General features: G+C 62.9%; 20 protein-coding genes. 9 read left to right on the forward strand and 11 right to left on the reverse strand.

Going from position 1 to position 25505, the window contains the following annotated elements:
- The first annotated feature begins 79 nt into the window (after positions 1-79).
- Entirely contained in the window at positions 80-1393 is a 1314-nt protein-coding gene (locus ACVTFQ_RS13090; protein ID WP_111564107.1) for a UDP-glucose dehydrogenase family protein, read from the forward strand.
- A 19-nt stretch (positions 1394-1412) separates the two neighbouring features.
- Positions 1413-2435 carry an NAD-dependent epimerase/dehydratase family protein gene (locus ACVTFQ_RS13095; RefSeq protein WP_111564179.1) on the forward strand — a complete coding sequence of 341 codons (1023 nt, stop codon included), beginning with the start codon at positions 1413-1415 and terminating at the stop codon, positions 2433-2435.
- Positions 2436-2438: 3 nt separating this feature from the next.
- On the opposite strand, the gene ACVTFQ_RS13100 is transcribed toward ACVTFQ_RS13095, so the two are convergent.
- The 3 genes from ACVTFQ_RS13100 to denD form a co-directional block, all read right to left on the reverse strand.
- Positions 2439-4205, reverse strand: coding sequence for a putative bifunctional diguanylate cyclase/phosphodiesterase (locus tag ACVTFQ_RS13100; protein ID WP_181459309.1), 1767 nt, complete (start codon positions 4203-4205; stop codon positions 2439-2441).
- A 173-nt stretch (positions 4206-4378) separates the two neighbouring features.
- A complete protein-coding gene (locus tag ACVTFQ_RS13105; protein WP_112437140.1) occupies positions 4379-5275 on the reverse strand; it encodes an NAD(P)-dependent oxidoreductase in 897 nt (298 codons plus the stop codon).
- Positions 5272-6258: a D-erythronate dehydrogenase gene (denD, locus tag ACVTFQ_RS13110; protein WP_111564105.1), complete on the reverse strand. Its 987-nt coding sequence runs from the start codon at positions 6256-6258 to the stop codon at positions 5272-5274. The genes ACVTFQ_RS13105 and denD overlap by 4 nt, the downstream gene beginning before the upstream one ends.
- 175 nt (positions 6259-6433) lie before the next feature.
- Between denD and ACVTFQ_RS13115 the strand changes: the two genes are divergently transcribed.
- On the forward strand, positions 6434-6766 hold the full coding sequence (locus ACVTFQ_RS13115) for a DHCW motif cupin fold protein (RefSeq protein WP_111564104.1): 333 nt from the start codon (positions 6434-6436) through the stop codon (positions 6764-6766).
- A gap of 68 nt (positions 6767-6834) precedes the next feature.
- On the opposite strand, the gene ACVTFQ_RS13120 is transcribed toward ACVTFQ_RS13115, so the two are convergent.
- The 3 genes from ACVTFQ_RS13120 to ACVTFQ_RS13130 all read right to left on the reverse strand — a co-directional run bounded on the left by ACVTFQ_RS13120 (position 6835) and on the right by ACVTFQ_RS13130 (position 12316).
- Complete coding sequence (locus tag ACVTFQ_RS13120) at positions 6835-10035, reverse strand: efflux RND transporter permease subunit (protein ID WP_111564103.1); 3201 nt, start codon at positions 10033-10035, stop codon at positions 6835-6837.
- A 231-nt stretch (positions 10036-10266) separates the two neighbouring features.
- On the reverse strand, positions 10267-11460 hold the full coding sequence (locus tag ACVTFQ_RS13125; RefSeq protein WP_047513923.1) for an efflux RND transporter periplasmic adaptor subunit: 1194 nt from the start codon (positions 11458-11460) through the stop codon (positions 10267-10269).
- A gap of 37 nt (positions 11461-11497) precedes the next feature.
- Complete coding sequence (locus tag ACVTFQ_RS13130; protein WP_111564178.1) at positions 11498-12316, reverse strand: alpha/beta hydrolase fold domain-containing protein; 819 nt, start codon at positions 12314-12316, stop codon at positions 11498-11500.
- A gap of 180 nt (positions 12317-12496) precedes the next feature.
- Between ACVTFQ_RS13130 and ACVTFQ_RS13135 the strand changes: the two genes are divergently transcribed.
- Positions 12497-13408, forward strand: coding sequence for a LysR family transcriptional regulator (locus ACVTFQ_RS13135; RefSeq protein WP_111564102.1), 912 nt, complete (start codon positions 12497-12499; stop codon positions 13406-13408).
- A gap of 340 nt (positions 13409-13748) precedes the next feature.
- Here the strand turns inward: ACVTFQ_RS13135 and ACVTFQ_RS13140 are convergent, their stop codons facing one another.
- Positions 13749-14489: an SDR family oxidoreductase gene (locus tag ACVTFQ_RS13140; RefSeq protein ID WP_111564101.1), complete on the reverse strand. Its 741-nt coding sequence runs from the start codon at positions 14487-14489 to the stop codon at positions 13749-13751.
- Between the two features lie 118 nt (positions 14490-14607).
- Between ACVTFQ_RS13140 and ACVTFQ_RS13145 the strand changes: the two genes are divergently transcribed.
- The 3 genes from ACVTFQ_RS13145 to ACVTFQ_RS13155 are packed head-to-tail and all read left to right on the forward strand — an operon-like array spanning position 14608 to position 16460.
- Positions 14608-15498, forward strand: coding sequence for a LysR family transcriptional regulator (locus ACVTFQ_RS13145; protein WP_111564100.1), 891 nt, complete (start codon positions 14608-14610; stop codon positions 15496-15498).
- Positions 15499-15543: 45 nt separating this feature from the next.
- The gene (locus ACVTFQ_RS13150) at positions 15544-15864 is read left to right on the forward strand and encodes a hypothetical protein (protein WP_111564099.1); all 321 of its coding nucleotides are present in this window, start codon (positions 15544-15546) and stop codon (positions 15862-15864) included.
- 5 nt (positions 15865-15869) lie between these two features.
- Entirely contained in the window at positions 15870-16460 is a 591-nt protein-coding gene (locus tag ACVTFQ_RS13155) for a DNA-3-methyladenine glycosylase (protein WP_111564098.1), read from the forward strand.
- On the opposite strand, the gene ACVTFQ_RS13160 is transcribed toward ACVTFQ_RS13155, so the two are convergent.
- From ACVTFQ_RS13160 to ACVTFQ_RS13170, 3 genes are read right to left on the reverse strand one after another with little or no spacing between them, the layout of a single operon-like run.
- The gene (locus ACVTFQ_RS13160) at positions 16461-18002 is read right to left on the reverse strand and encodes a DHA2 family efflux MFS transporter permease subunit (RefSeq protein WP_111564097.1); all 1542 of its coding nucleotides are present in this window, start codon (positions 18000-18002) and stop codon (positions 16461-16463) included.
- Positions 17995-19218 carry an HlyD family secretion protein gene (locus tag ACVTFQ_RS13165; RefSeq protein WP_111564096.1) on the reverse strand — a complete coding sequence of 408 codons (1224 nt, stop codon included), beginning with the start codon at positions 19216-19218 and terminating at the stop codon, positions 17995-17997. The genes ACVTFQ_RS13160 and ACVTFQ_RS13165 overlap by 8 nt, the downstream gene beginning before the upstream one ends.
- Positions 19211-19681, reverse strand: coding sequence for a MarR family winged helix-turn-helix transcriptional regulator (locus tag ACVTFQ_RS13170; RefSeq protein WP_111564095.1), 471 nt, complete (start codon positions 19679-19681; stop codon positions 19211-19213). Before ACVTFQ_RS13170 ends, ACVTFQ_RS13165 begins: the two co-directional genes overlap by 8 nt.
- A 447-nt stretch (positions 19682-20128) precedes the next feature.
- Between ACVTFQ_RS13170 and ACVTFQ_RS13175 the strand changes: the two genes are divergently transcribed.
- Positions 20129-21307, forward strand: a complete 1179-nt coding sequence (locus tag ACVTFQ_RS13175; RefSeq protein WP_111564094.1) for an efflux RND transporter periplasmic adaptor subunit — start codon at positions 20129-20131, stop codon at positions 21305-21307.
- Positions 21304-24498, forward strand: a complete 3195-nt coding sequence (locus tag ACVTFQ_RS13180; RefSeq protein WP_111564093.1) for an efflux RND transporter permease subunit — start codon at positions 21304-21306, stop codon at positions 24496-24498. Before ACVTFQ_RS13175 ends, ACVTFQ_RS13180 begins: the two co-directional genes overlap by 4 nt.
- Here the strand turns inward: ACVTFQ_RS13180 and ACVTFQ_RS13185 are convergent.
- Entirely contained in the window at positions 24493-25500 is a 1008-nt protein-coding gene (locus ACVTFQ_RS13185) for an acyltransferase family protein (RefSeq protein WP_111564092.1), read from the reverse strand. The genes ACVTFQ_RS13180 and ACVTFQ_RS13185 overlap by 6 nt on opposite strands.
- Between the last annotated feature and the right edge of the window lie 5 nt (positions 25501-25505).

Raw genomic sequence — 25505 nt, forward strand, 5'->3', positions numbered from 1 at the left:
ACTTATAAAATTACCTCTGTAACACCATCATGGCCCCGTCGACCGACGAGGCTGTGATCGGTGTTTGAGGGAAACTCCCATGCGTATTGTGATGATCGGCTCGGGCTATGTCGGCCTCGTCTCGGGGGCCTGCCTCGCGGATTTCGGCCATCATATCACCTGTGTCGACAAGTCGGCCGCCAAGATCGACGCGCTAGAAGCAGGCCAGGTACCGATCTTCGAACCCGGCCTCGACACCATCATCGCGCAGAACCGCACCGCCGGACGCCTGGATTTCTCCCGGGATCTCGCAGCCCCCGTGGCAGCCGCCGACGTCGTCTTCATCGCGGTCGGCACGCCCTCGCGTCGCGGCGATGGTCATGCGGACCTCAGCTACGTCTACGCCGCCGCGCGTGAAATCGCCGCATCGGTCGAAGGCTTCACCGTCGTTGTGACCAAATCGACGGTCCCCGTCGGCACCGGCGACGAACTTGAGCGCATCTTCCGCGAAGAGTTCCCCGACAAGGACATCGAGGTCGTGTCCAACCCGGAATTCCTGCGCGAAGGTGCTGCCATCACCGACTTCAAGCGCCCCGACCGCATCGTGCTCGGCACCGAGGAGCCGCGTGCCATCGAGGTCATGCGCGAAGTCTACCGCCCGCTCTATCTCAACGAAGCCCCGCTCTATTTCTGCGAGCGTCGCACCTCCGAGCTGATCAAATACGCGGCCAACGCGTTCCTGGCCATGAAGATCACCTTCATCAACGAGATTGCCGATCTCTGCGAGCAGATCGGCGCCGACGTGCAGAAGGTCGCAAAGGGCATCGGCATGGACAAGCGCATCGGCGACAAGTTCCTGCATGCAGGTCCCGGCTACGGCGGCTCGTGCTTCCCCAAGGATACGCTGGCGCTGGTCAAGACCGCGCAGGATCATGACAGCCCGATGCGGCTGATCGAGACCACCGTCGCCATCAACGACAACCGCAAGCGCGCCATGGGTCGCAAGGTGGTCGCGGCCTGCGACGGCAATGTGCGCGGCAAGAAGATCGCCATCCTCGGCCTCACCTTCAAGCCGAACACCGACGACATGCGCGATGCGCCCTCGATCACCATCATCCAGGCGCTGCTCGACGGCGGCGCCACGGTTCACGTCTACGATCCCGAGGGGATGGATGCAGCGAAAGAGCTGCTCGGCCCCGTCGTCTACGGCAAGGATCCCTATGAGATCGCCGAAGGCGCCGATGCGCTGGTGCTGGTCACCGAATGGGAAGAGTTCCGCGCGCTCGATTTCAAGCGGCTGAAGACGCTCGTCAAGACGCCGGTGCTGGTCGATCTGCGCAACATCTATCCGATCGCAGAAGTCACCCGGCACGGTTTCAGCTACTTCGCGGTCGGCAAGAAGAGCAAGGCATAATCAAGAGCAGGGCATGAGCATGCGGTATTTCATCACCGGAACAGCCGGTTTCATCGGCTTCCATCTCGCGCGCCGGCTTCTGCAGGACGGCCACGAGGTCACCGGCTTCGATGGCATGACGCACTATTACAACATCAAGCTCAAGCATATGCGCAACGCAGCCCTCGCCCAGTTTCCGGCTTTCACGCCGGTCACGGCGATGCTGGAAGATCGCGCCGCACTCGAACAGGCGGTCGCCGCCGCCAAGCCCGACGTGATGATCCACCTCGCGGCCCAGGCCGGCGTTCGCTACAGCAACGAGAACCCTGAGGCCTATCTGAACTCGAACCTGATCGGCTCGTGGAACATCCTGGAGATCGCCAAGAACACCGGCGTCTCCCATCTGATGCTGGCCTCGACCTCATCGATCTACGGCGCCAATCCGACCGTTCCCTTCCACGAGACCGACCGCGCCGACGAACCGCTCACCTTCTACGCCGCGACCAAGAAGTCGATGGAGCTGATGGCGCACAGCTACGCCCATCTCCACAAGATCCCGACCACCGCCTTCCGCTTCTTCACGGTCTACGGTCCCTGGGGCCGGCCTGATATGGCGCTCTTCAAGTTCGTCAAGAACATGCTGGAGGGCCAGCCGATCGAGATCTACGGCGAAGGCAAGATGAGCCGGGATTTCACCTATATCGACGATCTCGTGGAAGCCGTTGTGCGCCTCTCGGCCGTCGTCCCCGCCGAAAGCAATCGCGTCGCGTCCGAGAAGGTCGAGACGCTCTCGCACCAGGCGCCGTTCCGCATCGTCAACATTGGCGGCGGCCAGCCGATCAGCCTGCTCGACTTCGTCGATACGGTAGAGAAAGCCCTCGGTCACCCGGCCAAGCGCGTCATGCTGCCGATGCAGCAGGGCGACGTGCCGCGCACCTATGCCAGCCCCGATCTGCTGCAGGCGCTGACCGGCTACACGCCGAGCACCTCGCTCGAACGAGGTGTGGCGGCTTTCGTGGAGTGGTATCTCGAAGCGCGCGGTGAACTCGACACCGCCGCCTGATCCTCAGCCCGCGACTAGGGCGGAAAACTTGCGGTCGATCTCGGCAGCCGGCACCGGCCGGCTCAGTGCAAACCCCTGCAAGGCATCGCAGCCGAGCTTGGCCAGCGTCGCGGCATGTCGCTCGGTCTCGACACCCTCGGCGATCACCTTGACGCCGAGCGCCTTGGCAATCTCGATGATCGACTTCACCACCCGCCGCTGCTCGTCGGATGTATCGATCGCATCCACCAGCTGGCGGTCGATCTTCAGCCGCGTCGGGCGCAGCCTGACGAGGCCGATCAGCGAGGCATGGCCGGAGCCGAAATCGTCGATCTCGATCTCGATGCCCATCAGCTTGATCCGGTCCACGCTCTGCATCATCTCGTCGTCGCAGTCGTCGAGAAAGATCGTTTCGATCAGCTCGAAAACGATCGAATTATCGGGGATATCAAGCGCTTCCAGATCGCTGATCAAAAGCGGATCATAAAGCCGCTGGCCGGAGATGTTCACCGAAATCCTCGGCACATCGAAGCCATGCTGCTCCCATTCGCGGCGATCCCTCAGGACGTGGCGGAGGATCGAGGCGTCGATTTCGGCGGTCAGTCCATGCTCGTCGGCGACCTTCAGGAAATCCGCCGGCGCCAGAATGCCGCGCTCCTTGTGCCGCCAGCGCGCCAGCGCTTCGAGCCCGACGATCTCCCGCGTGCGCGCGTCGAATTGCAGCTGGTAATAGGGAACGATTTCGCCTGCCGTCAACGCCAGCTTGAGCTCCTCGGCGATCCGCCGCTTGCCCATCAGTTCGTCCTTCAGCCGCTGCGTGAAGAACTCGATGCGGTCGCGCCCGCCGCTCTTGGCCGCGTAGAGCGCCATGTCGGATTCGGCGAGAAGATTGGTATCGCCGCGATCGGCCGACCATGAAATGCCGATGGAACTGCCCGATTGCAGCATCTCGTGGCCGAAGCGGATCTTCTTGCGCAGCCGCTTCTGCACACGGCGCGCAATCTCTCGCAATTCGTCCATGCTCTCGAAATTGACGAGCACGATGACGAACTCGTCGCCGCCGATGCGCGCCGCCATCCCGGTTTCCGGCAGCACCGCGGCGATCCGCAAGGCTGCCGCGCGCAGCACCGCATCGCCGGCGGCGTGGCCGTAGCTGTCATTGATCTGCTTGAACTCGTCGAGATCGAGATGCAGCACCGCTAGCGTCGAGACGCTTTCGTCTTCGGCGAGCTCGGCGATCCGCTTGTCGAAGAAGCGCCGGTTCGGCAGGCCGGTGAGGTAGTCGTGCGCGGCCGCATGCTCGATGAGCGCCGTGCTCTCCTCAAGCGCCAGCGCACGGGCCTCCGCGACCTCGCGCTGCCTCGCGGCTTCAGCGTTGAGAAGCACGTCGGCGGTCACATCCCATTCCGCGCCGATGAACGACGGCGCCCCCTCCTCGCTCACATAGAAATGCGCGCGCGAGCGGATGTAGCGGATCTCGCCATTCGGCCAGATGATCCGGAATTCCGAATTATACTGGCCGCGCCTGGCGATGGCGTCGTTGAATTCTTGGGTGGCACGCGCGCGATCATCAGGATGGATGGCATTCGACCAGATCGAGGTCGGCACGGGACCGCTGCGCTGGCCGGTGCGGTAGAGGCGATGCATCTGCACGTCCCAGGAGATCTCGTTTGATCGCAGGTCATGCTCCCAGACACCGATCTGCGACGCATCGAGCGCAAGCTCCAAACGCCGAAGAAGATCTTGAAACTCCCGCTCCGAGCGTATGGAGTTCTTAGATGCCAAAGCCATTCATGCCTCACACCACGTCAAAGCGAAATCCATCCCCACTACCCGCTAGCAACCACAACCACCTACCAGTGATTGCCAAGTGCGACATTAATTAGAACACCCTAAAAATCTATCAATGATTGCATGCCAGCGCGCCAGCACTATTTATTGTTCGTCAGGGATCGTACCGACCATCAGGATTTTCCGCCTTCACGGCCCGACTTCCGCTCCAGCTGCAGCAGCAATCCGCTGTGATCCGTATCGCCATTGCCATCTTCGACGAACGCGGCAAACTCCGCGCGCACGGCCTCGGTGAGCGGCAGGGTCAACGCCAGGCTTTTCGCCTCGGCGACGATATTGTTGAGATCCTTCAGCTGCAGCCTTGATGGGCCGGCGCCGCCGAAATTGCGCTCCACCATACGTTGACCGTGGATCTCAAGAATTCGGCTCTCGGCAAAGCCGCCGCGGATCGCGCGGCGAAACGCCTCCGGCGAACCGCCACCGGCCTCGACCAGCATCATCGCCTCCGCAACCGCACCGATGGTAATGGCCACGATCTGCTGGTTGCCGAGCTTGGCGAGCTGGCCCGTGCCGCTTGGCCCCACATGCGTCACCCGGCCGAGCGCGGAAAACACATCGCTCAGTGCATCGACGACATCGGCGCTACCGCCCGCCATAATCGCAAGCGTACCGGCCGAAGCGCCGACGACGCCACCGGAAACCGGCGCATCGAGATGGCGGATGCCACGTTCGCCAAGCCTCGCCGCATGTTCGCGCGCAGCCTCCGGCGTAATCGAGCTGCAATCGATGACGACCGCGCCGGGTGCGAGCGCCTGCGCCACACCCTGTGAGAACAGCACATCGCCAACAGCATTGCCATCGCTGAGCATGGTGAAGACGACCGACGCCCCCTCAACGGCCGAAGCCGCTGTCGTCGCAACGGCAGCGCCATCGGCCCTCAGCGCTTCGGCCTTGGCGATGTCACGGTTCCAGGCGGTGACGGCAAACCCGGCATCGAGCAGACGCCGAACCATCGGCGCGCCCATCAGCCCCGTGCCCAGAAATGCGATCGCCCGTTGTTGACTGCTCATCGGATACTGCCTTCCATTTCATCTTCTATATGCACGCGAATGATCTCTTCGAAGCTCGTCTCGGCCACGAAACCGAGGCGCATCGCCCGCTCCGGCGCAAAGCCCCGCGCCCACCCGCTGACGATCCGCATCACCAGCTCGTCCGGCTCACGCCGGATCAGCGCCACCGCCTTGTCGCCCGCGACCGCGCGCAAGGCCTCGATCTGCTCGCCGACCGAGGCGCTGACGCCGGGCATGGTCAGGCTTCGCTGCGCGCCGAGCGGCTCAAGATCGATGCTCGCGGCATGAATGAGAAAGCCGACCGCCGAGCGCGGCGAGGCATGCCAGTGGCGAACCGTATCCGGCACCGGAAGGATCGCCGGCTGTCCCGCCAGCGGCTCGCGGATGATGCCGGAGAAGAAACCGGAGGCGGCCTTGTTCGGCTTGCCCGGCCTGACACAGATCGTCGGCAACCGAATACCGACACCATCGATGAAGCCGCGCCTCGTATAGTCGGCAAGCAAAAGCTCGCTCATCGCCTTCTGCGTGCCGTAGCTCGTCAGCGGCGTCAGATTGAAATCGTCGGGGATGACATCGGGCATCGGCGCGCCGAAGACGGCGATGGAGGAGGTGAAGACCACGCAGGGGCGATAGCCATCCTGCAAATGCGCCAGACGGATCGCCTCGAACAGCGCCCGCGTCCCCTCGAGATTGATGCCGTAGCCCTTCTCGAAATCGAGCTCGGCCTCGGCCGAAACGATCGCCGCGAGGTGGAAGATGATATCCGGCCGCGACCCGACGATCAGCGCCGCCTGCCCCGCCTGCGAGATATCGGCCGCACTCGCATCCACCCGCCCGGCAAAGCCGGCAGGTGCCGCCGGCGTCACAACATCGACAAGCGTCAGCCGCCCTATCGACTGCCCGGACAGTTGCCCGTCGGACACCAGTCGTTCGGTGAGTTTGCGCGCGATCATGCCGGCAGCGCCGATGATAGCGATATGCATGGAACCTCCTCCCGTGACAGGCGGCGAAGCAGCAACCACCCGTACCCCTCACAATTGATAGGGCCGCCCGCGCCGATGCAAGCTCAAAAAGCCATGCTGCATTGCAAACAAAATGCTGGACATATCGCGCCGGATCCGTGAACCCGAGCCGACGAAACGCATAAGGATACCCACGATGAAACTTCCCCCGCTCCCCTACACCTCGCTCGACTGGCATGCGCTGCCGGCCACCGAACACAAGGGCGAAACCGGAACGGCGACATGGAGAACGCTGAACAACAGCGATGTCCGCATGCGGATCGTCGAGCTCTCGCCGGGCTATCTGGCCGACCACTGGTGCGACCGTGGCCATATCGTCTACGTGCTCGAGGGAGAGGTGACGAGCGAGCTGAAGGACGGTCGCAGCTTCGTGATGAAGCCTGGCATGGGATACACGGTCTCCGACCACGGCGATGCCGCCCACCGCTCCAGGACGACATCGGGCGCCAAGATGTTCATCATCGACTGACCGATCCTTCAAAACACAAAGGGCGGAACTCGCGTCCCGCCCTTTGCTCTGTCTACTGTATCGGAAGCCTATTCGGCCGCCATCCGGATCACCTCGGCTCCACCGTGGCCGTGATCGTCGTCCTTGTGCTGCACCAGCGGACGGTTGCCCGCCAGCTTGCGGATCAGCACGTAGAACACCGGCGTCATGAAGATGCCGAAGAAGGTGACGCCGATCATGCCGGAGAACACCGCCACACCCATGGCGGCACGCATCTCCGCACCAGCACCGGTCGACACGACGAGCGGCACGACGCCCATGATGAACGCCATCGACGTCATCAGGATCGGGCGCAGACGCAAGCGGCTGGCCTCGACCGCGGCCTGAACAGGCGTACGACCTTCGAATTCCAGCTCGCGGGCGAATTCCACGATCAGGATCGCGTTCTTCGCCGAGAGACCGACAAGGACGATCAGGCCGATCTGGGTGAAGATGTTGTTGTCTCCACCGGTGAGCCAGACGCCCGTCAAGGCGGCCAGCACGCCCATCGGCACGATCATGATGATCGCCAAGGGCAGTGTCAGGCTCTCATACTGGGCAGCCAGCACGAGATAGACGAGCAGCAGCGCCAGCGGGAAGACGAGCACGCCCGAACTGCCGGCGAGAATCTGCTGGTAGGTCAGATCCGTCCACTCGAAGCCGATGCCCTTCGGCAGCGTTTCGTCGGCGATCCGCTCGATAGCTGCCTGTGCCTGGCCGGACGAGAAGCCCGGTGCCGGACCGCCATTGATATCGGCGGCAAGGAAGCCGTTGTAGCGGGTCGTGCGTTCCGGCCCCGTCGTGGCATCGACCTTGAGCAGTGCCGACAGCGGGATCATCTGCCCCGAAGCCGAGCGCACCTTCAGCTGGCCGATATCATCGGCATGGGCGCGGAACTGCGCATCTGCCTGCACGCGGACGCTATAGGTGCGGCCGAATGCGTTGAAGTCGTTGACGTAGAGCGAACCCAGATAGATCTGCAGCGTTTCGAAGACATCGGTCACCGACACGCCGAGCTGTTCGGCCTTGGCGCGATCGAGGTCAGCATAGAGCTGCGGCACGTTGATCTGGTAGCTCGAGAACAGGCCGGCCAGCTCAGGCGTCTGGTAAGCCTTGGCGAGGAAGGCCTTGGTCGCCTCATCCAGCGCGTTGTAGCCCAGGCCCGCCCGGTCTTCGAGCTGCAGCTTGAAACCACCCGTCGTGCCCAGACCTTGGACCGGCGGCGGCGGGAACATGGCGATGAACGCATCCTGGATCGCGCCGAATTTCTGGTTGAGCGTCATGGCGATCGCTCCGCCTGAGAGATCGGGCGTCTTGCGCTCCTCGAAGGACTTCAGCTTGACGAAGACGACACCGGCGTTCGAGCCATTGGTGAAGCCGTTGATCGACAGGCCGGGGAACGCGATGGCGTGTTCGACGCCGGGCGTTGCAAGAGCGATATCGCTCATCCGCTTGATCACGTCTTCGGTGCGGTCGAGGCTGGCGGCGTCGGGCAGCTGCGCGAAGCCGATCAGGTACTGCTTGTCCTGCGCCGGCACGAAGCCGCCGGGAACCGCGTTGAACAGGCCATAGGTCGCACCGGCGAGCGCCAGATAGATGACCATGACGATGCTCTTGCGCGACACCAGGCCGCCGACACCCTTGCCATAGGCATTGGAGCTGGCGCTGAAGGCGCGATTGAAGCCGCGGAAGAACCAGCCGAACACGAAGTCCATGCCGCGCGTCAGCCAATCCTTCGGCGCATGGTGACCCTTCAGAAGAAGTGCCGCCAGTGCCGGGGAAAGCGTCAGCGAGTTGATGGCGGAAATCACGGTCGAGATGGCGATCGTCAGCGCGAACTGGCGATAGAACTGACCGGACAGGCCGGTGATGAAGGCCAGCGGCACGAACACTGCCACCAGCACCAGCGCGATCGCGATGATCGGGCCGGATACTTCCTTCATGGCCTTGTAGGTGGCGTCACGCGGCGAAAGGCCGTTCTCGATATTGCGCTCGACGTTTTCGACAACGACGATCGCATCGTCCACGACGATACCGATCGCAAGCACCAACCCGAACAGGCTGAGCGCATTGATCGAAAAGCCGAAGACATACATGACCGCGAAGGTGCCGATGATCGAGACCGGAACCGCGATCAGCGGAATGATCGAAGCGCGCCATGTCTGCAGGAACAGGATGACGACGATGACGACGAGCGCGATGGCTTCGAGCAGCGTGTCGACGACCTTCTCGATCGAAGCGCGGACGAACTGCGTGGTATCGTAGACGATCTCGTACTTCACACCCTCGGGCATCGCCAGCTGCAGCTCGTCCATGGTCTTGATGACCTGGTCCGAGATGGTGATAGCGTTGGAGCCGGGCGCCTGGAACACGGGGATAGCCACCGCCGACTTACTGTCGAGCAGCGAGCGCAGCGAATAATCCGACGCACCGAGTTCGACGCGCGCGACATCGCGCAGACGCGTGATCTCGCCATTGGCGCCGCTCTTGACGATGATGTTGCCGAACTCCTCGGGCGTCTGCAGACGGCCCTGGGCGTTGACGTTCAGCTGGATATCGACACCGGTAAGGCTCGGCGACGCGCCGATCGTGCCGGCGGCGGCCTGCACGTTCTGGGCGCGGATGGCATTGGTGATGTCGCTCGCCGCCAGATTATGCTCGGCCGCCTTCTGCGGATCGATCCAGATGCGCATCGAGTAGTCGCCCGACCCGAAGATCTGCACCTGGCCGACGCCCTCGATGCGGGCAAGCCGGTCCTTGACGTTCAGGACGCCATAGTTGCGCAGATAGGTGATGTCGTAGCGATTGTCCGGCGATGTCAGGTTCACCACCATCATCAGGTCGGGCGAACTCTTGACCGTCGTGATGCCGAGCGCGCGCACTTCCGTCGGCAGGCGGGGCTCTGCCTGGCTCACGCGGTTCTGCACCAGCTGCTGCGCCTGGTCGGGATTGGTCCCGAGCTTGAAGGTCACCGTCAGCGTCATCACGCCATCGGATGTCGCCTGGCTGGACATGTAGAGCATGCCCTCGACGCCGTTAATCTGCTCTTCCAGCGGCGTGGCGACGGTTTCGGCGATGACCTTCGGGTTGGCGCCGGGATAGGTGGCGCGGACGACGATCGATGGCGGAACGACTTCCGGGTATTCGGAAATCGGCAGCGATCGCATGCCGATCAGGCCGGCGACCACGATGAGGACCGATAGAACCCCGGCAAACACCGGGCGGTCGACAAAGAATCTGGAGATATTCATTTCAAAGCCCTCTCCGGGATGAAATTTGGGATGCAACGATCCTCTCCGGCGGTTGGGATACCGCCGGTAGGGGTAGAACTGGATGCTTAAAAGGCCCTCTCTGGCCTGCCGGCCATCTCCCCCACAAGGGGGAGAAGACGTGTGGCACTGTCCTGCCAAATCCTGGCTTGGGCGGTGCGGCAGGCTTAGCCCCTCCCCCTTGTGGGGAGGGGTTGGGGAGGGGTCTGCGTCTTACTTGGCCGCGACTTTCTCTTCCATCTGCGGTGCGACCACCGCGCCCGGACGAATGCGCTGCAGACCGTTGACGACGATCTTGTCGCCGACGGCAAGGCCGTTTTCAATCACGCGGTCGCCACCCTCGGCGATGCCGAGCTGCACCGGCCGGTAGCTCACCTTGTTCTCGCCATCGACCACGAAGACGAACTTCTTGTCCTGGTCGGTGCCGATCGCACGTTCGCTGATAAGGATCTTGTTCTCGGCCTTCGGCTGGCCCATGCGAACCCGAACGAACTGGCCCGGGATCAGCTTGCCACCCGGATTGTCGAACACGGCGCGAACGCCGATCGTGCCGCTGGAAGCATCCACCTGGTTGTCGATCAGCTGCAGCTTGCCCTTGATCGGCGTGCCCTGATCGGCAAGCGTGCCGACTTCGACGGGGATCTGTTCAAGTGCCGGAACCGCGCCATCGGCGGCGGGAAGCTGGGCAAGCGCCTTGGCGACCATGCCTTCACTGGCGCTGAAGCTGGCGTAGATCGGATCGACGGAGACGAGCGAGGCCAGCTCCGACGAGGTCGATCCGGCCGCGACCAGATTGCCGACCGTCACTTCGAGCTTGCCGACGCGGCCGGCAACCGGTGCCTTCACCTCGGTATAACCGAGCTCGAGCTGAGCCGAGCGAAGGGCTGCCTGCGCGGTGCGAAGACCGGCCTGCGCTTCGGTGAATGCGTTCTGACGCTGGTCGAGATCGCTCTGCGAAATCGTCCGGTTGTCGGAAAGCCTGCGGCCGCGATCAAGCTCGATCTGCGCAAGATTGACCTTGGCTTCGGCCGAAGCCATCTGGCCCTCGGCCTGCGATACGGCTGCCTGGTAGGGCGCCGGATCAATAGTGAAGAGCAGGTCGCCGGCCTTCACCAGCGCGCCTTCGCGGAAATGCACCGACTGGACGGCGCCGGCGACACGCGAGCGGATCTGCACGCGATCGACGGCTTCGAGCCGGCCGGAAAACTGCTCCCACTCGGTAACGTCGCGGCTGGCGACGACAGCAACGGTAACGGGCACGGCCGGCGGAGCGGCCTGTGCCTCGGCAGTTGCGGCAGTCGCGGTACCGCTCATCGGCAGTTCGAAAAACAGTGCTGCGGCTGAAACGGACGCAACAAGGCTCAGACCGGCGCCCACAAGGGCCCAGCGCTTCTTACTGGACGTCATTTGTATTCTCCTTACGGCCCCCACGGCCGTGTATTGATCAGGTCTTCAAAGGTACGGGTTGCCTTCGCATGTCACGAACGAAGCTTCCGAACTCATTGGCGATGGTTTCGCGCCAACCCGGAGCCTTGTCGGACGTCCCGCCGTAAATCGTAGGCCAGCCTGCCCCGGCGGGAGCGACATGCTGACGAACTGGTACGCCGGCCTGTTTCAGGCGATCGGCGAACCCAAGCGTCTCATCGCGAAGGGGATCGTCCTTCGCGGTGAAGATCAGTGCGGGCGCGACGCCCGAGATGCGTGAACAGAGGCACGGCGCCGCGTAAGGGTGGCACCCGCCGCCGCTGAGATAATGGCTCCAGCCCGCCGCCCAGCGCTCGCGCATGCCGATGCTGTCGGCTTCGCGCATCGAAGACGATCCCATGAACGGATCGACCAGCGGCGAAATCAGAACCTGCCCATCAAGGGCGTCGGCATAGTGATCGCGAGCCTTGAATGCCACGCTGGCGGCGATGTTGCCACCCGCTTCCTCGCCGGCAACCAGCAGCGCGGAGTTGCGATCACCGAGACCGGAGGCGCGCTTGTTGGCCATGTAGGAAAACAGCGAGTAGCCGACTTCGAGAGGCTTCGGGAAGACACCGCCCAAGGGCGCGTTGTAATCGGCGACGACGACGATGGCGCCGGCGCTTGCGATCGCTTCGGCAACGGCATTGTCCTGCGGTCCCGAGGACTGGAAAGCGCCGCCGTGGAAGTACAACACGATCGGCGAACCCTTACCGTATTCGGCGCCCTGATAGATACGCGTCGACACGGGGCCAATGGCCACCTTGTCAAACACCATGTCTTTCACTTGCACCGTCATCGTATCGATCCTTGCGTCGCGGGTGTAATGTTGCCGATGCAACATATTGCCCAAGGCGACGGCTTGCAATTTCTGAAAAAAGATATTGTTATTCCACTCACGGAATAAGAAGCCTCAATACGATTACACTGTTCCGGATTTCGAACAATACCGCACTGCAAACTACTCAGGTGAATTCCGATGGACCAGCTCTCGGCAATGCGCGCTTTCATTCGCGTCGTGGAGACAGGCAATTTCACACGGGCCGCCGACACGCTCGCCATGCCCAAGGCGACGGTGACCAACCTCATTCAAGGGCTTGAAGCGCATCTGCACACCAAGCTCCTCAACCGCACCACCCGCCGCGTCATGGTGACGACCGACGGCGCACTCTACTACGAACGAGCGGCCCAGATCGTCTCCGAGATCGCCGAGCTCGATGGCAGCCTCACCAACTCGCAAGGGCTTCCGAACGGGCGCCTGCGCGTCGAGATGGCCGGCGCCTTCGCCGATTGGATCGTCGTGCCGGCGCTTTGCGATTTCTATCAGAAATATCCCGATATCCGCATCGACCTCGGCGTCGGCGACCGCACCGTGGATTACCTCGCCGAGAACGTCGACTGCGCGCTGCGCGCCGGCACCCCGGCCGACCAATCATTGATTGCACGCCGCGTGTCGGAAGTGGAGCTCATTACCTGCGCCTCGCCGCTCTACATCGAGAAATACGGAATGCCGTCGAGACCGGAAGAACTTGAAAACGATCACTATTCCGTAAGCTATTTTCGCGCGCAGACCAACCGGACGCTTCCGTTCGAGTTCCGCAGGGACAACGAGGAGTTGGAGGTCAATCCGCGCTATCTCGTCTCGGTCAACGACAGCCGAACCTTCGTGACAGCCGCCACGAGGGGGCTCGGCATCGCGCAATTACCGCGCTTCATGATCCGTAACGAGTTGGAAAACGGCGAGCTGATACAGGTGCTGCCGGAGTGGAACCGTGAGCCGCTCGGGCTCTACATCGTCTATCCCCCGAACCGCCACCTCAGCAACAAGGTCCGCGTCTTCGTCGACTGGATGGTCAAGCTCCTGACCGACGCCAAGCTGGATGCCCGCTGACAGAACTGCGGCCCGCGAGGCGTTTACCTTCAACGGGCCGCAACCATATGTTTTGCCATTTCTTCTTTCACTCTCTGCCGGGTCACCAGGGAACAATGGCTCGGCAGCTATTGAGGTCTGATGCGTAGGATTGGAGGAGTCCCGCACATCCCTACATTGCTAATATAGACAATCATGATGCAAATGTAAGAGGATATTGCAGGCTCATCGCCTCAATGCGTCAGCCAACCCTATCCTCTTCCGGGTGCTGGCGTTTTGCGGCGCAGGATATCCACAGCTGAGCGCTGCGGCGGATCGCCACGGCGCGAGCGGCCCGAAAGCCGCCCGCCGTATGCATAAATCAGATCATGCCGCCATTGGCGCGCAGCACCTGCCCGTTGATCCAGGAACCATCGGGACCGGCCAAGAAGGACACGGCCGCGGCGATATCCTCGGGCGTGCCGAGCCGCTCCAGCGGGTTCATCTTCGCCATCTGCGCCACCAGTTCGTCCGACTTGCCGTTGAGGAACAGATCGGTGGCCGTCGGCCCCGGCGCAATCGCGTTGATGGTGATGTTACGGCCGCGCATTTCCTTGGCCATGATCCCCGTCATCGTCTCGACGGCGGCCTTGGTCGCGGCATAGACGCCATAGGTCTCGAGCTTCAGCCCCACCACCGACGTCGAGAAATTGACGATCCGGCCGCCATCGCGCATCCGCTTGCCGGCCTCGCGCAGCGTGTTGAACGTGCCCCTGAGGTTGACGTCGATCATACGCTGGAAATGCGCGTCATCGGCATCGGCGATCGAGGAAAGCGCCATGATCCCGGCATTATTAACAAGCACATCGACGCCCCCGAAGGCTGCCTCGGCCGCGTCGAACATCCGCCGCACGGCCTCCGCGTCGCTGACATCGGCCTTCGCCGTCAGCGCCTTGCCGCCGCGCTTTTCGATCGCGGCAGCCAGTTCCTCTGCCGGTGCGGCGTTGCCGGAATAGTTGATCACGACGGTAAATCCATCGCGCGCAAGCCGATCGGCAATCGCCGCGCCAATGCCTCTCGACGCGCCGGTCACGATCGCGACCCTGTTTTCCAATACCGTCATTGTCATTCTCCTTGCTTGGAAGCGCGATATCGCGCCGTTGGAAAGAAGATGCCGCTTTTCTCGCGGCGGATAATCATCCATTATTCGCCATCACTATCCGGAAATAGCGAACAGATAGATGGACAGATTCGATGCCATGCGCGTCTTTTGCCGTATCGTCGAGCGCCGCAGCTTCACCGTCGCCGCCGAGGATACCGGCCTGCCGCGCTCGACGGTGACCGATGCGGTCAAGCAGCTTGAGGCCCGCCTCGGCGTCCGCCTGCTGCAGCGCACGACTCGCCACGTGAGCCCGACACTCGATGGCGAGGCCTATTACCGCCGCTGCCTGTCGATCCTCTCGGATATCGAAGACGCGGAAGGCGCGTTCGCCGGCGCCAAGCCGAAGGGCATGCTGCGCGTCGATGTGCACGGCACGCTGGCGCGCCATTTCGTGCTGCCCAACCTGCCATCCTTTCTCGAAGCCTATCCCGATATCGAACTCTACATGAGCGAGGGCGATCGTCTCGTCGATCTCGTGCGCGAGGGTATCGACTGCGTGCTGAGGGTCGGCATCCCCGCCGATAGCGACATGGTCGCGCGCCGTGTGGCGATGCTGGAGGAAGTCACGCTCGCCTCGCCTTCCTATCTCGCCCGCTACGGAACGCCGGAGCATCCCGACCGGCTCGACGGCCACCGCATGGTCGGCTTTCACTCCAGCGCCACCGGCGCGCTGGTGCCGCTCGAATTCCTCGTCGGCGGCCAGATCCGCAACATCACCCTGCCAGCGACACTATCAGTCAACGCCGCCGAAAGCTTCCATGCGGCGGCGCGCCTCGGCCTCGGCATCATCCAGGTGCCGCGCTACCACGCCCAGCGCTATATCGACAGCGGCGAGCTCCAGCCTATCCTGCAAGACTATCCGCTGACGAAAACGCCGGTCTCGCTGCTCTATCCGCGAAACCGCCAGCTCTCGCCGCGCGTCCGCGTGTTCATCGAGTGGTTGACGAAGGTGTTCGCGAGGCAAACATAGGCATACGAGAAAGACGTCGGCAAGCCCATCATCGGGAGCAAAACCATGACCATCACAGACATAACAGTGAATTCACGCGAGGGCGGCTTTACCGTCATGTTCGGCGATAAGACCGGCAACAGCATTTCGGTGACGCTTTATAATGCAGCCACACCCGGCCTGACCCGCGACAACGCCGTCTCCCACGCCCGCCATCTGCTTCTCGCCGCGCACGACAGCTCGGCCGGCGACGGGCCGCACAGCAAGGATGCGGCGACGCTGGAAGAGGAACTGGACGAAGGCCTCGAAGACACCTTCCCGGCAAGCGATCCGGTCTCCGTCACCGGCTCATCCATCCCGCTGCATGATCCGAAGCCCGGCCGATAGATCATATGGACGATAGGACAGGCGCGCTCGGCGCGGCACCGATAACCGGCGACGCCCTCACCCGCTTCTTCGAGCGCGATGCGATCTCCGTCGCCCGCGATCTTCTCGCCTGCCGCCTCACCGTCGCCGGCATCGGCGGACGCATCGTCGAGACCGAGGCCTATTTCCCCGATGACGAAGCCTCCCACAGCTTTCGCGGCCCGACACAGCGCAACGGCGCCATGTTCGGCCAACCGGGCAATGTCTATATCTACCGCATCTACGGCATGCACTGGTGCCTGAATTTCGTCTGCACCCCCGGCTCCGCCGTCCTGATCCGCGCCATCGAGCCCGAAATCGGCATCGCCACGATGATCGAACGCCGCGGCACCGATGCGCTCACGCAGCTCTGCAGCGGCCCCGGCAAGCTCTGCCAGGCGCTCGACGTCACCATCGCCCTCAATGATCGCCTGCTCGACCACGACCCCTATTCGCTGACGCCGACAGCACCGGCGCAGATCGTCAGCGGAAAACGCATCGGCATCACGAAAAATGCCGAAGCACCATGGCGCTTCGGCATTTCAGGGTCCCGCTATCTCAGCAAGCCGTTTCGCTGATCACTCCATCACGGCGCTGTGGTCCATGACCGGGGCCACCTTGGGCTTGCGCAGCAACAGCACCAGCGGAATGACCGCCAGCGACATGATCATCAGCAGCTTGAAGTCATCGATATAGGCTATAACAGTCGACTGCAGCGTGATCAGCTCGTTCAGCGCCGCGCGACCGGCGGCCGTCAGCGGGCTCATCCCCTGCGCTGCCGCCGCATCGAATGCGTGGTTGAACGGCGTGACATAGGCGGCGATGTTCTCGTGGTTCACCTGCGCGTTTTCGACCAAAAGCGCCGAGACGATGGAGATACCCACGCTCGAGCCGATGTTTCGCGACAGGTTGTAGAGGCCGGTGCCGTCGCCGCGCATCTCCGCAGGCAGCGTCGAAAACGCGATCGTCGTCAGCGGCACGAACAGGAAGCCGAGCCCGGCGCCCTGGATGAAGCCGACAGAGACGATCGTCCATTGCGAGACATCGGGCGTCCAGCCGGTCATGTCGTACATCGCCCATGCCGTCAGCCCGAGGCCGAGCACCAGAAGCAGGCGCGTGTCCACCTTGCCGATCAGCCGCCCGACGATGAACATGCACAGCATCGTCCCCATCCCGCGCGGCCCCATGACGATACCTGCGGTGATGACGGGATAGCCCATCAGCGTCTGCAGATAGGGCGTCATCAGCGCAAGAGAGGCGAGATAGGTGATCCCGATCACGAAGATGAAGATCATGCTGACGGAGAAGTTCCGGTCGAGAAACAGCTTCGGATTGACGAAGGATTTCTCCGCCGTCAGCGTGTGCACGACAAGCAGATAGAAGGCCGCGGCACAGATGATCGCCTCGATCATGATCTCGCCCGAAGCGAACCAGTTGAGCTGTTCGCCGCGATCGAGGAAGAGCTGCAGCGATGCGATGCCGAGGCTCATCATCCCGAAGCCGAACCAGTCGAGCTTGGCGAGCGCGTCCAGCTTCGTCTCGGTGACGTAGATCATGATGCCGGCAAAGGCGAGCGCCCCGATCGGGACGTTGATATAGAACACCCAGCGCCAGCTGATGTTGTCGGTCAGCCAGCCGCCGATGACGGGGCCGAGCACCGGTCCGACCATGACCGACACGCCGAACAGCGCCATGGCGGAGCCGCGTTCTTCCGGCGTGTAGATGTCGAGCAGAATGCCCTGCGACAGCGGCACCAGCGATGCGCCGAACAGGCCCTGCAGCAGGCGAAAGCCGACGATCTGGTTCAGCGATTGCGCCAGACCGCAGAGCACCGAGGCCACGACGAAGCCGGTGATCGCCGTCAACAGCACCTTCTTGCGGCCGAACTTGGCGGCAAGAAAGCCCGACGGCGGCGTCATGATGGCGGCCGCGACGATGTAGGAGGTCAGAACCCAGTTGATCTGGTCGGCGCTCGCCGAAACGCTGCCCTGAATATAGGGCAACGCGACGTTGGCGATCGTCGTATCCAGCGCCTGCATGATGACGGCCAGGATGACGCAGGCCGTAATCATGCCGCGGTTGGCAACCGGGACGAAGGACGCGGAGGCAGCGTTACTCATGATCTCCGCCCGAGCGGCCCAGAAGCTTGGACACGAAATCCGGCAGGCCGCGCGCATGGCCGGTATCGACATCAACGACCGTGCTCATGCCGACGCGAAGCGGCGGCTTGCCGGCGACATCCTCGATGCTGACGCGCATCGGGATACGCTGCACGACCTTGACCCAGTTGCCGGTGGTGTTCTGCGCCGGCAGCAGCGAGAAGCTGGAGCCGGAAGCCGGGCTGATGCTCTCGACCTTGCCCTTCCAGGTCACACCCGGATAGGTGTCGACATAGATGGTGGCCGTCTGGCCGGGCTTCACATAGGTGAGCTCGGTTTCCTTCGGGCTGGCATCGATCCATAGATTTTTGGTCGCGACCAGCGAGAAGGCCTGCGTCGATGCCTCAAGATAGGAGCCCGGCTGCAGCGCGTTGACATTGGTGGCGATGCCATCGAACGGCGCGCGGACGACGCTGTGATCGAGCTGGCGCTGCGCGTCGTCGACCTTGGCCTTGGCTTCCAGATAAAGCGGGTTCTGCTCGGCCGGCTGGTCGGCATTGCCGCCGAGCTGGGCGAGCGTGGCAGCCGCCTGCGCCTTGGCGACGGCAACCTTCTGCTGACCGGCCTGCAAATTGTGCTTTGCCTGATCGAACGCCGTGCGGGTGGCAGCCGAGCTGTTGAGCAGGCTCTGCTGGCGATCGAACTCGGTCTGGAAATACGGGATATCGGCCTCGGCCTGGGTGATCTCGGCCAGCGACTGCTGGTAGCTTGCTTCCAGGTTCAGGATCTGGTTGCGCACCGCGCCGAGCTGCGCCTTGGCGCCGTCGAGCGCGATCTTGAACACGTCCTGGCGAAGGCTGAACAGCACCTGGCCCTGCTTAACCGCTTCGTTTTCATGCACGTCGATCGTGTCGACGATGCCGGAAACGTCGGTCGTCAACCCCATCATGTCGGACTTGATGTAGGCGTTGTCGGTCGACATCACCTGTCCGCCATTGACGTAGTAATAACCGCCGACGACGAGCGCGACGGGCAGCAGTGCAAACAGCACCGGCCGGGTCATGCTGCGCTTGCGGCGCGGGGGCGTGGTCACGGGCGGCGCCACAGTGGCGACAGGCGCGGGAGTGGACGATGGCGCCTCGGCGACGGTTTCCTCGCGCGGAGAAACCTCGTTCGTTTCGGCAGCAGTATTGGCATCGGCGTCGGAAACGACGCGCAGGGGAATTTTATCAGCCATGGTTGGTCTCGTTTTCAGCCAATGCCAGGGGGGTCCGGCAGGCCTGCACTAGGTTGGTCTTCATCTGCGACAGGATTTGGAAAAGCTGCTCCCGTTCTAAGGCGGAAACATCCTCCAGGGCTTCGCCTCGCGTCACATCGCCAAGTCCGCGCATTTCCGCCAAAAGCGGATGTGCCTCCTCGCGCATGTAAAGCAGCCAGATCCGGCGGTCCGTCGGGTGCTGGCGGCGCTCGATCAGCCCGCGTTCGGCGAGCTTGTCGAGAATGCGTACAAGTGTGATCGGTTCGATCTCCAGCATCTCCGCCAGCCCGCCCTGATGTATCCCCTCATTGTTAGAGAGATACGCCAGCGCCTGCCACTGCGACGACGTCAACCCAAGGCACTTCGCCCGCTGCTCGAAACGTTTTCGAAGCAGACGTGCGACATCGTGCAGGAGGAAGCCGAGAGGCGGATTGCTGTTCATTGAGGACTGCGCCAATAGTAAGCACACTTATAATGTGCCTAGATATATTGAGCAGGTGCAACATACAAGTCACCTTCGGTTGATTATTGCTAATGTGCGACCAAATTGTCGCACCCGGCTAAGGAACATGCCGCCGAAACCAGAGGGCATTGATGACTGCGCGATACCCTCCCTGATTTCAACGACCTTGAAAATTGCAACCCACCCGGATTTGCTTTTCGTCAAGACACCCGTTTATATCGAAATCCAGAGGCTTACCGGGTGGGGACCTTCCCGGCCAATCGATCGCAACGGCATGCAAGTCGTGAGCGCCTACCGCGCCACGAACGTAAGACAGCATTAGAAATAGGCGAGCGGCACACAGTCGCTCGAGTACCGCCTGACATGAAACGCATTCTTTCAGCATAGTCATGGCGGCGTGTTTGGCCGCCCGAATGGGGAGCCGCCATGCCTTTCTCGCTTCGATACGTCTTGGCCTTCAGCAGCGTCGCGTTCTTACCCCTCGCCTCATCCGCCCAGCAGGCCGCGGCCCCGCCCCCGCCGCCCGTCACCGTGGCCAAGCCCGTTGTGCGCGAGGTCGTCGACAACGACGAGTTCATCGGCCGCTTCGAGGCAGTCGACGAGGTGTCGGTGCGCGCACGCGTCGGCGGTTATCTGAATGAGGTCGATTTCACCGATGGCGCGCTGGTGAAGAAGGGCGACAAGCTCTTCGTCATCGACCAGCGCCCCTTCGTCACCGCGCTCAACGAGGCCAACGCCGCGCTCGAAGTCGCCAAATCCACCCAGACCTACGCCGAAGCACAGTTCAATCGTGCGCAGAGCCTTGCCACCAGCGGCAGCCAGTCAGTCTCCACACTCGATGATCGCCGGCGTGAATGGCTCTCCGCGCAGGCCAATGTCCGCGGCGCCCAGGCAACCGCCGACCGCGCGGCCCTCGACATGGAATATACGACGATATCAGCGCCGCTCAGCGGCCGCATCGACCGCCGCCTGATCTCCACCGGCAATCTGGTGCAGGCCGACCAGACGATCCTGACGACCATCGTGTCGCTGGACCCGATCGATTTCTACTTCGACGTCGATGAACGCCGCCTGCTGAACTTCGCCGATACGGCGCGCAAGCTCGGCAAGGATCTGCAACTGGGCGGCGGCGGCGTGCCTGTGACGGTGACCATTTCCGATCCGAACGCCAAGCCCTTCATCGGCAAGCTCGACTTCGCCGAAAACCGCATCGACAATGAGAGCGGCACGATCCGCATCCGCGCACGGCTGGCCAATCCCGACCTGATCCTACAGCCCGGCCTCTTCGGCCGTGTGCAGGTGGAGGCGTCTAACAAGTACAAGGCGATCCTCGTGCCCGACGAGGCGATCGGCTCCGACCAGAACGAACGCGTCGTCTTCGTCGTCGGCACCGACGGCAAGGTTTCGACCAAGCCGGTGCGCCCCGGCCCGCGTCTCTACGGCTACCGCGTCATCCGCGAAGGCCTCGATGGCACCGAGACGATCATCGTCAACGGCCTGATGCGCGCCCGTCCCGGCGCCACCATCACGCCGCAGATGACCGAACTGCCGCAGGAACGACGCGATACGCCGCCGGAGAACGCCGCGACGGAGACGCCACAATGAGGTTCGCTCATTTCTTCGTCGACCGCCCGATCTTCGCGGCGGTCATCTCGATCGTGCTCCTCGTCGTCGGCAGCATCGCCTATACGCAGCTGCCGGTGTCGCAATATCCGGAGATCGCGCCGCCGACCATCGTCGTGCGCACCTCCTATCCGGGCGCCGACCCGCAGACCATCGCCGATACGGTCTCCACACCGCTGGAGCAGCAGATCAACGGCGTCGAGGACATGCTCTACATGTCCTCCTATTCCAGCGCCGACGGCGCCATGTCGCTGACCATCACCTTCAAGCTCGGCACCGATCTCGACAAGGTGCAGGTGCTCGTCCAGAACCGCGTCTCGATCGCCCTGCCCCGCCTTCCCGAAGAGGTGCAGCGCCTCGGCGTCACCACCGACAAGAGCTCGCCCGACCTGATGATGGTCGTGCATCTGCTCTCGCCCTCGCACCGCTACGACCAGCTTTACGTCTCCAACTACGCCCGCAACCGCATCCGCGACGTCCTTGTCCGCCTCGATGGCGTCGGCGACGTACAGGTGTTCGGCGAGCGCCAATATTCGATGCGCATCTGGCTCGATCCGCAGAAGCTCTCCGCTTACGGCATGACATCGGATGACGTGGTCTCGGCCCTTCGCGACCAGAACGTCCAGGTCTCCGGCGGCAAGATCGGCGCGCCGCCTGTCACCGGCAAGAACGCCTTCGAATATACGGTCAGAACCGACGGCCGCTTTTCCGACGTGCGCGAATTCCGCTACGTCATCGTCAAGTCGACCGGCACCGGCCGGCTTGTGCAGTTGCAGGACGTCGCCCGCATCGAGCTCGGTGCGCAGGACTATGTGACCAACAGCTATCTCAACAACGACCCCGCCGTGGCGCTCGGCATCTTCGCCCGCCCCGGAACCAACGCGCTCGATACCGCGCACCAGATCCAGTCGCTGATGAAGGACATCTCCCAGACCTTCCCGCAGGGTCTGGAGTACCGCATCGTCTACGACACCACCGAGTTCATCTCGGAATCGATCACCGAGGTCTATCGAACCATCGCCGAGGCCGCGATCCTGGTGGCGATCGTCGTCCTCGTCTTCCTGCAATCTTGGCGAACCGCGATCATCCCGATCATCGCCATCCCGGTCTCGCTGATCGGCACCTTCGCCGTGCTCCTCGCCTTCGGATTCTCGCTGAACATGCTGACGCTGTTCGGCCTGGTGCTCGCGATCGGCATCGTCGTCGACGACGCCATCGTCGTGGTCGAGAATGTCGAGCGCAATCTCGCCAAAGGCATGACGCCGAAGGAGGCCGCGCATGTGACGATGGATGAAGTCGGCACCGCCGTCATCGCCATCTCGCTGGTGCTGATCGCCGTCTTTGTTCCCACCGCCTTCATCCCTGGGATCTCGGGCCAGTTCTACAAGCAGTTCGCCGTGACCATCTCGGTCACCACCGCGATCTCCGCGCTGAACTCGCTGACGCTGTCGCCGGCGCTCGCCGGTATTCTGCTGAGAAGCCACGATCACCAGCACACGCGCAACAACATCGCCCTGCGTTTCGGGCGCGGTCTCGCCAATGGCTTCAACAACGGCTTCGATCGCCTGAGCCACGGCTATTCGTGGATCGTCAGGCATCTCGTCAGAAGCTGGATCGGCATCACCTGCTCGCTGCTCGTCTTTGCGGGCCTGCTCGGCGCCACCTATTTCATGATCACCAAGGTCCCATCAGGCTTCATCCCGACCATGGACCAGGGCTACGCGATCATCGTCGTCCAGCTGCCGGATGGCGCGTCGCTGGCGCGTACCGACGCGGTGGTGAAACAGGTGGGCGATATCGCTCGCACCGTGCCCGGCGTCGGCAATGCCGTCCAGTTCGCCGGCTTCAGCGGCGCGACCTTCACCAACGCCTCCAATTCCGGCGTCGTCTTCGTGCCGTTCAAGTCGTTCGCCGAGCGCGAGGAAGGCGGCGAGACCGCAAACAAGATCATCGGCGAGCTGTTTGGCAAGCTGCAGAGCATCCAGGAGGCCTTCATCATCGCCGTCCCGCCGCCTTCGGTGCGCGGCGTCGGTAATTCCGGCGGCTTCAAGATGCAGATCCTCGATCTTGAGAACGCCGACATGACCCGCGTTCTCGGCCTTGCCCGGCAGATGATGGGCGCAGCCGCGACGACCGAAGGCCTGACCGGCGTCTTCACGACCTTCTCGGACGCCAGCCCGCAATATTACCTGGCGATTGATCGCGACAAGGCCCGTTTCCTCAACGTGCCGATCCCCAACATCTTCAACGCGCTGTCGATCAATCTCGGCGTCGCCTATGTCAACGACTTCAACGCCTTCGGCCGCGTCTACCAGGTCCGCGCCCAGGCCGACCGGCAATACCGCATGGACCGCGAGGACATTTTAGGCCTCAAGGTGCGCTCGGCGACCGGCGCGCTGGTGCCGCTCGGCACGCTGATGGATATTCAGGATTCCAGCGGCCCTGCCCTGGTCCAGCGCTACAATATGTATGTGTCCGTCCCGCTGCAGGGCAACCCGACGCCGGGCACATCGACGGGTGACGCGCTGAAGAAGATGGAGGCGCTGGCCGCCAAGATCCTGCCGCCGGGCACGACCTTCGAATGGACCGAACTCGCCTACCAGGAAACCCACACCGGCAACACGGCGGTCTATATCTTCGCCCTGTCGGTCATCTTCGTCTTCCTGGCGCTCGCGGCGCAATATGAAAGCTGGGTCCTGCCGCTGGCAATCATCCTGATCGTTCCGCTGGCTGTGCTCGCGGCACTGATCGGCGTCTGGTTCCGGGGCATGGACAACAACGTGCTGACGCAGATCGGCCTGATCGTCTTGATCGGTCTTGCGGCGAAGAACGCGATCCTGATCGTCGAATTCGCCCGCCAGGCGGAAGACGAAGGCAAGTCGCCGGTGGAGGCAGCCGTCGAGGCGAGCCATCTGCGCCTGCGCCCGATCCTGATGACGGCCTTCGCCTTCATCTTCGGCGTGCTGCCGCTTGCGATCGCCACCGGCCCGGGCGCCGAAATGCGCCAGTCTCTCGGTACGGCCGTCTTCTCGGGCATGCTCGGCGTCACGATCTTCGGTCTGTTCCTGACACCCGTCTTCTATGTCGCGCTGCGCTCGTTCAGGAGAAAGGCCCGGCCGGCAAAGACAGAGGAACCGGATACGCAAGCACCGCCAGCCGAAGCCTCGTCATGAGGCTCGGCGGGCGAGTGTGGCCTGTTTCGACCGCGAGCTGGAAAGCAGCCTCCTCAGCGGCTTTTCGATGAGTTCGTAGGCCGCGGTTCCAAGAACCACGCCAGCGAGAACACACACCGGAGCCATAACGGTGGCTGAGAGGCCGATTACCTGCCCGGCCTTGGCGACCACCGAGATCGCCAGCGTGTGCCAGAGATAGATCGAGTAGGAGGCGTCGCCGAGATAGGTGAGCAGCGGCATGCGGCCGAGACTTCCGGCCGCCTCCAGCGACACCATGCCGTAAACAAGCACCATCGCCAGCGGACCGCAGATCCCGGCATTAAACTCGGCGCCCATCAGATGGATGGCGGCGAAGCCGGAAAGGGCGGCGCCCACGCAGGCAAGCCCGAGGCTGGTGCCGGCAATCCACCAGCGCAGCCACAGCTCGGCAATCAATACGCCGCCGACAAACTCGAGAATGATCGGCCGCGTGTAGGTGTAGAGCGCCGGCGTCGTCGGCTGCAGGATCTGACCGGCCAGGAAGAAGCCGCCGAACAGCGCGAGCAGAAAGACGAGACGCCATTTGCGCGGCAGAAACAGCGCGCCGGCGAAGAGCACGTAGAAGAAGATCTCGAAATTCAGCGTCCACCCTTGCACCAGCACCGGCCAGATGTCGCCGGTGCTCGGCGAATGCGCGGGAATGAAGAACAGCGACGCAAGGATATGCGACGTCGTCAGCTGCAGGTTCGGAAACAGCCCGGCCACGGCGCCGGCGATCATGATTGCTGTCACCAGCCAGTAGGATGGCGCGATGCGGCGCAGGCGGTCGATGAGAAAGCCCTGCGGCGTCATCGGCCGGCGCTCGCTGATCACCCACATGATGAAGCCGCTGATGACGAAGAACACATCGACACCGGCAGCCCCGATGGCGAAGTGCTCGCCGGACTTCTCGGCCGCGTGAAAAACGACGACAGCAAGCGCCGCGAAGGCGCGCAGATATTGGATGCCGTAAAGGGTCTTCATCCGGT

The sequence above is a fragment of the Rhizobium sp. O111 genome, assembly GCF_055616315.1.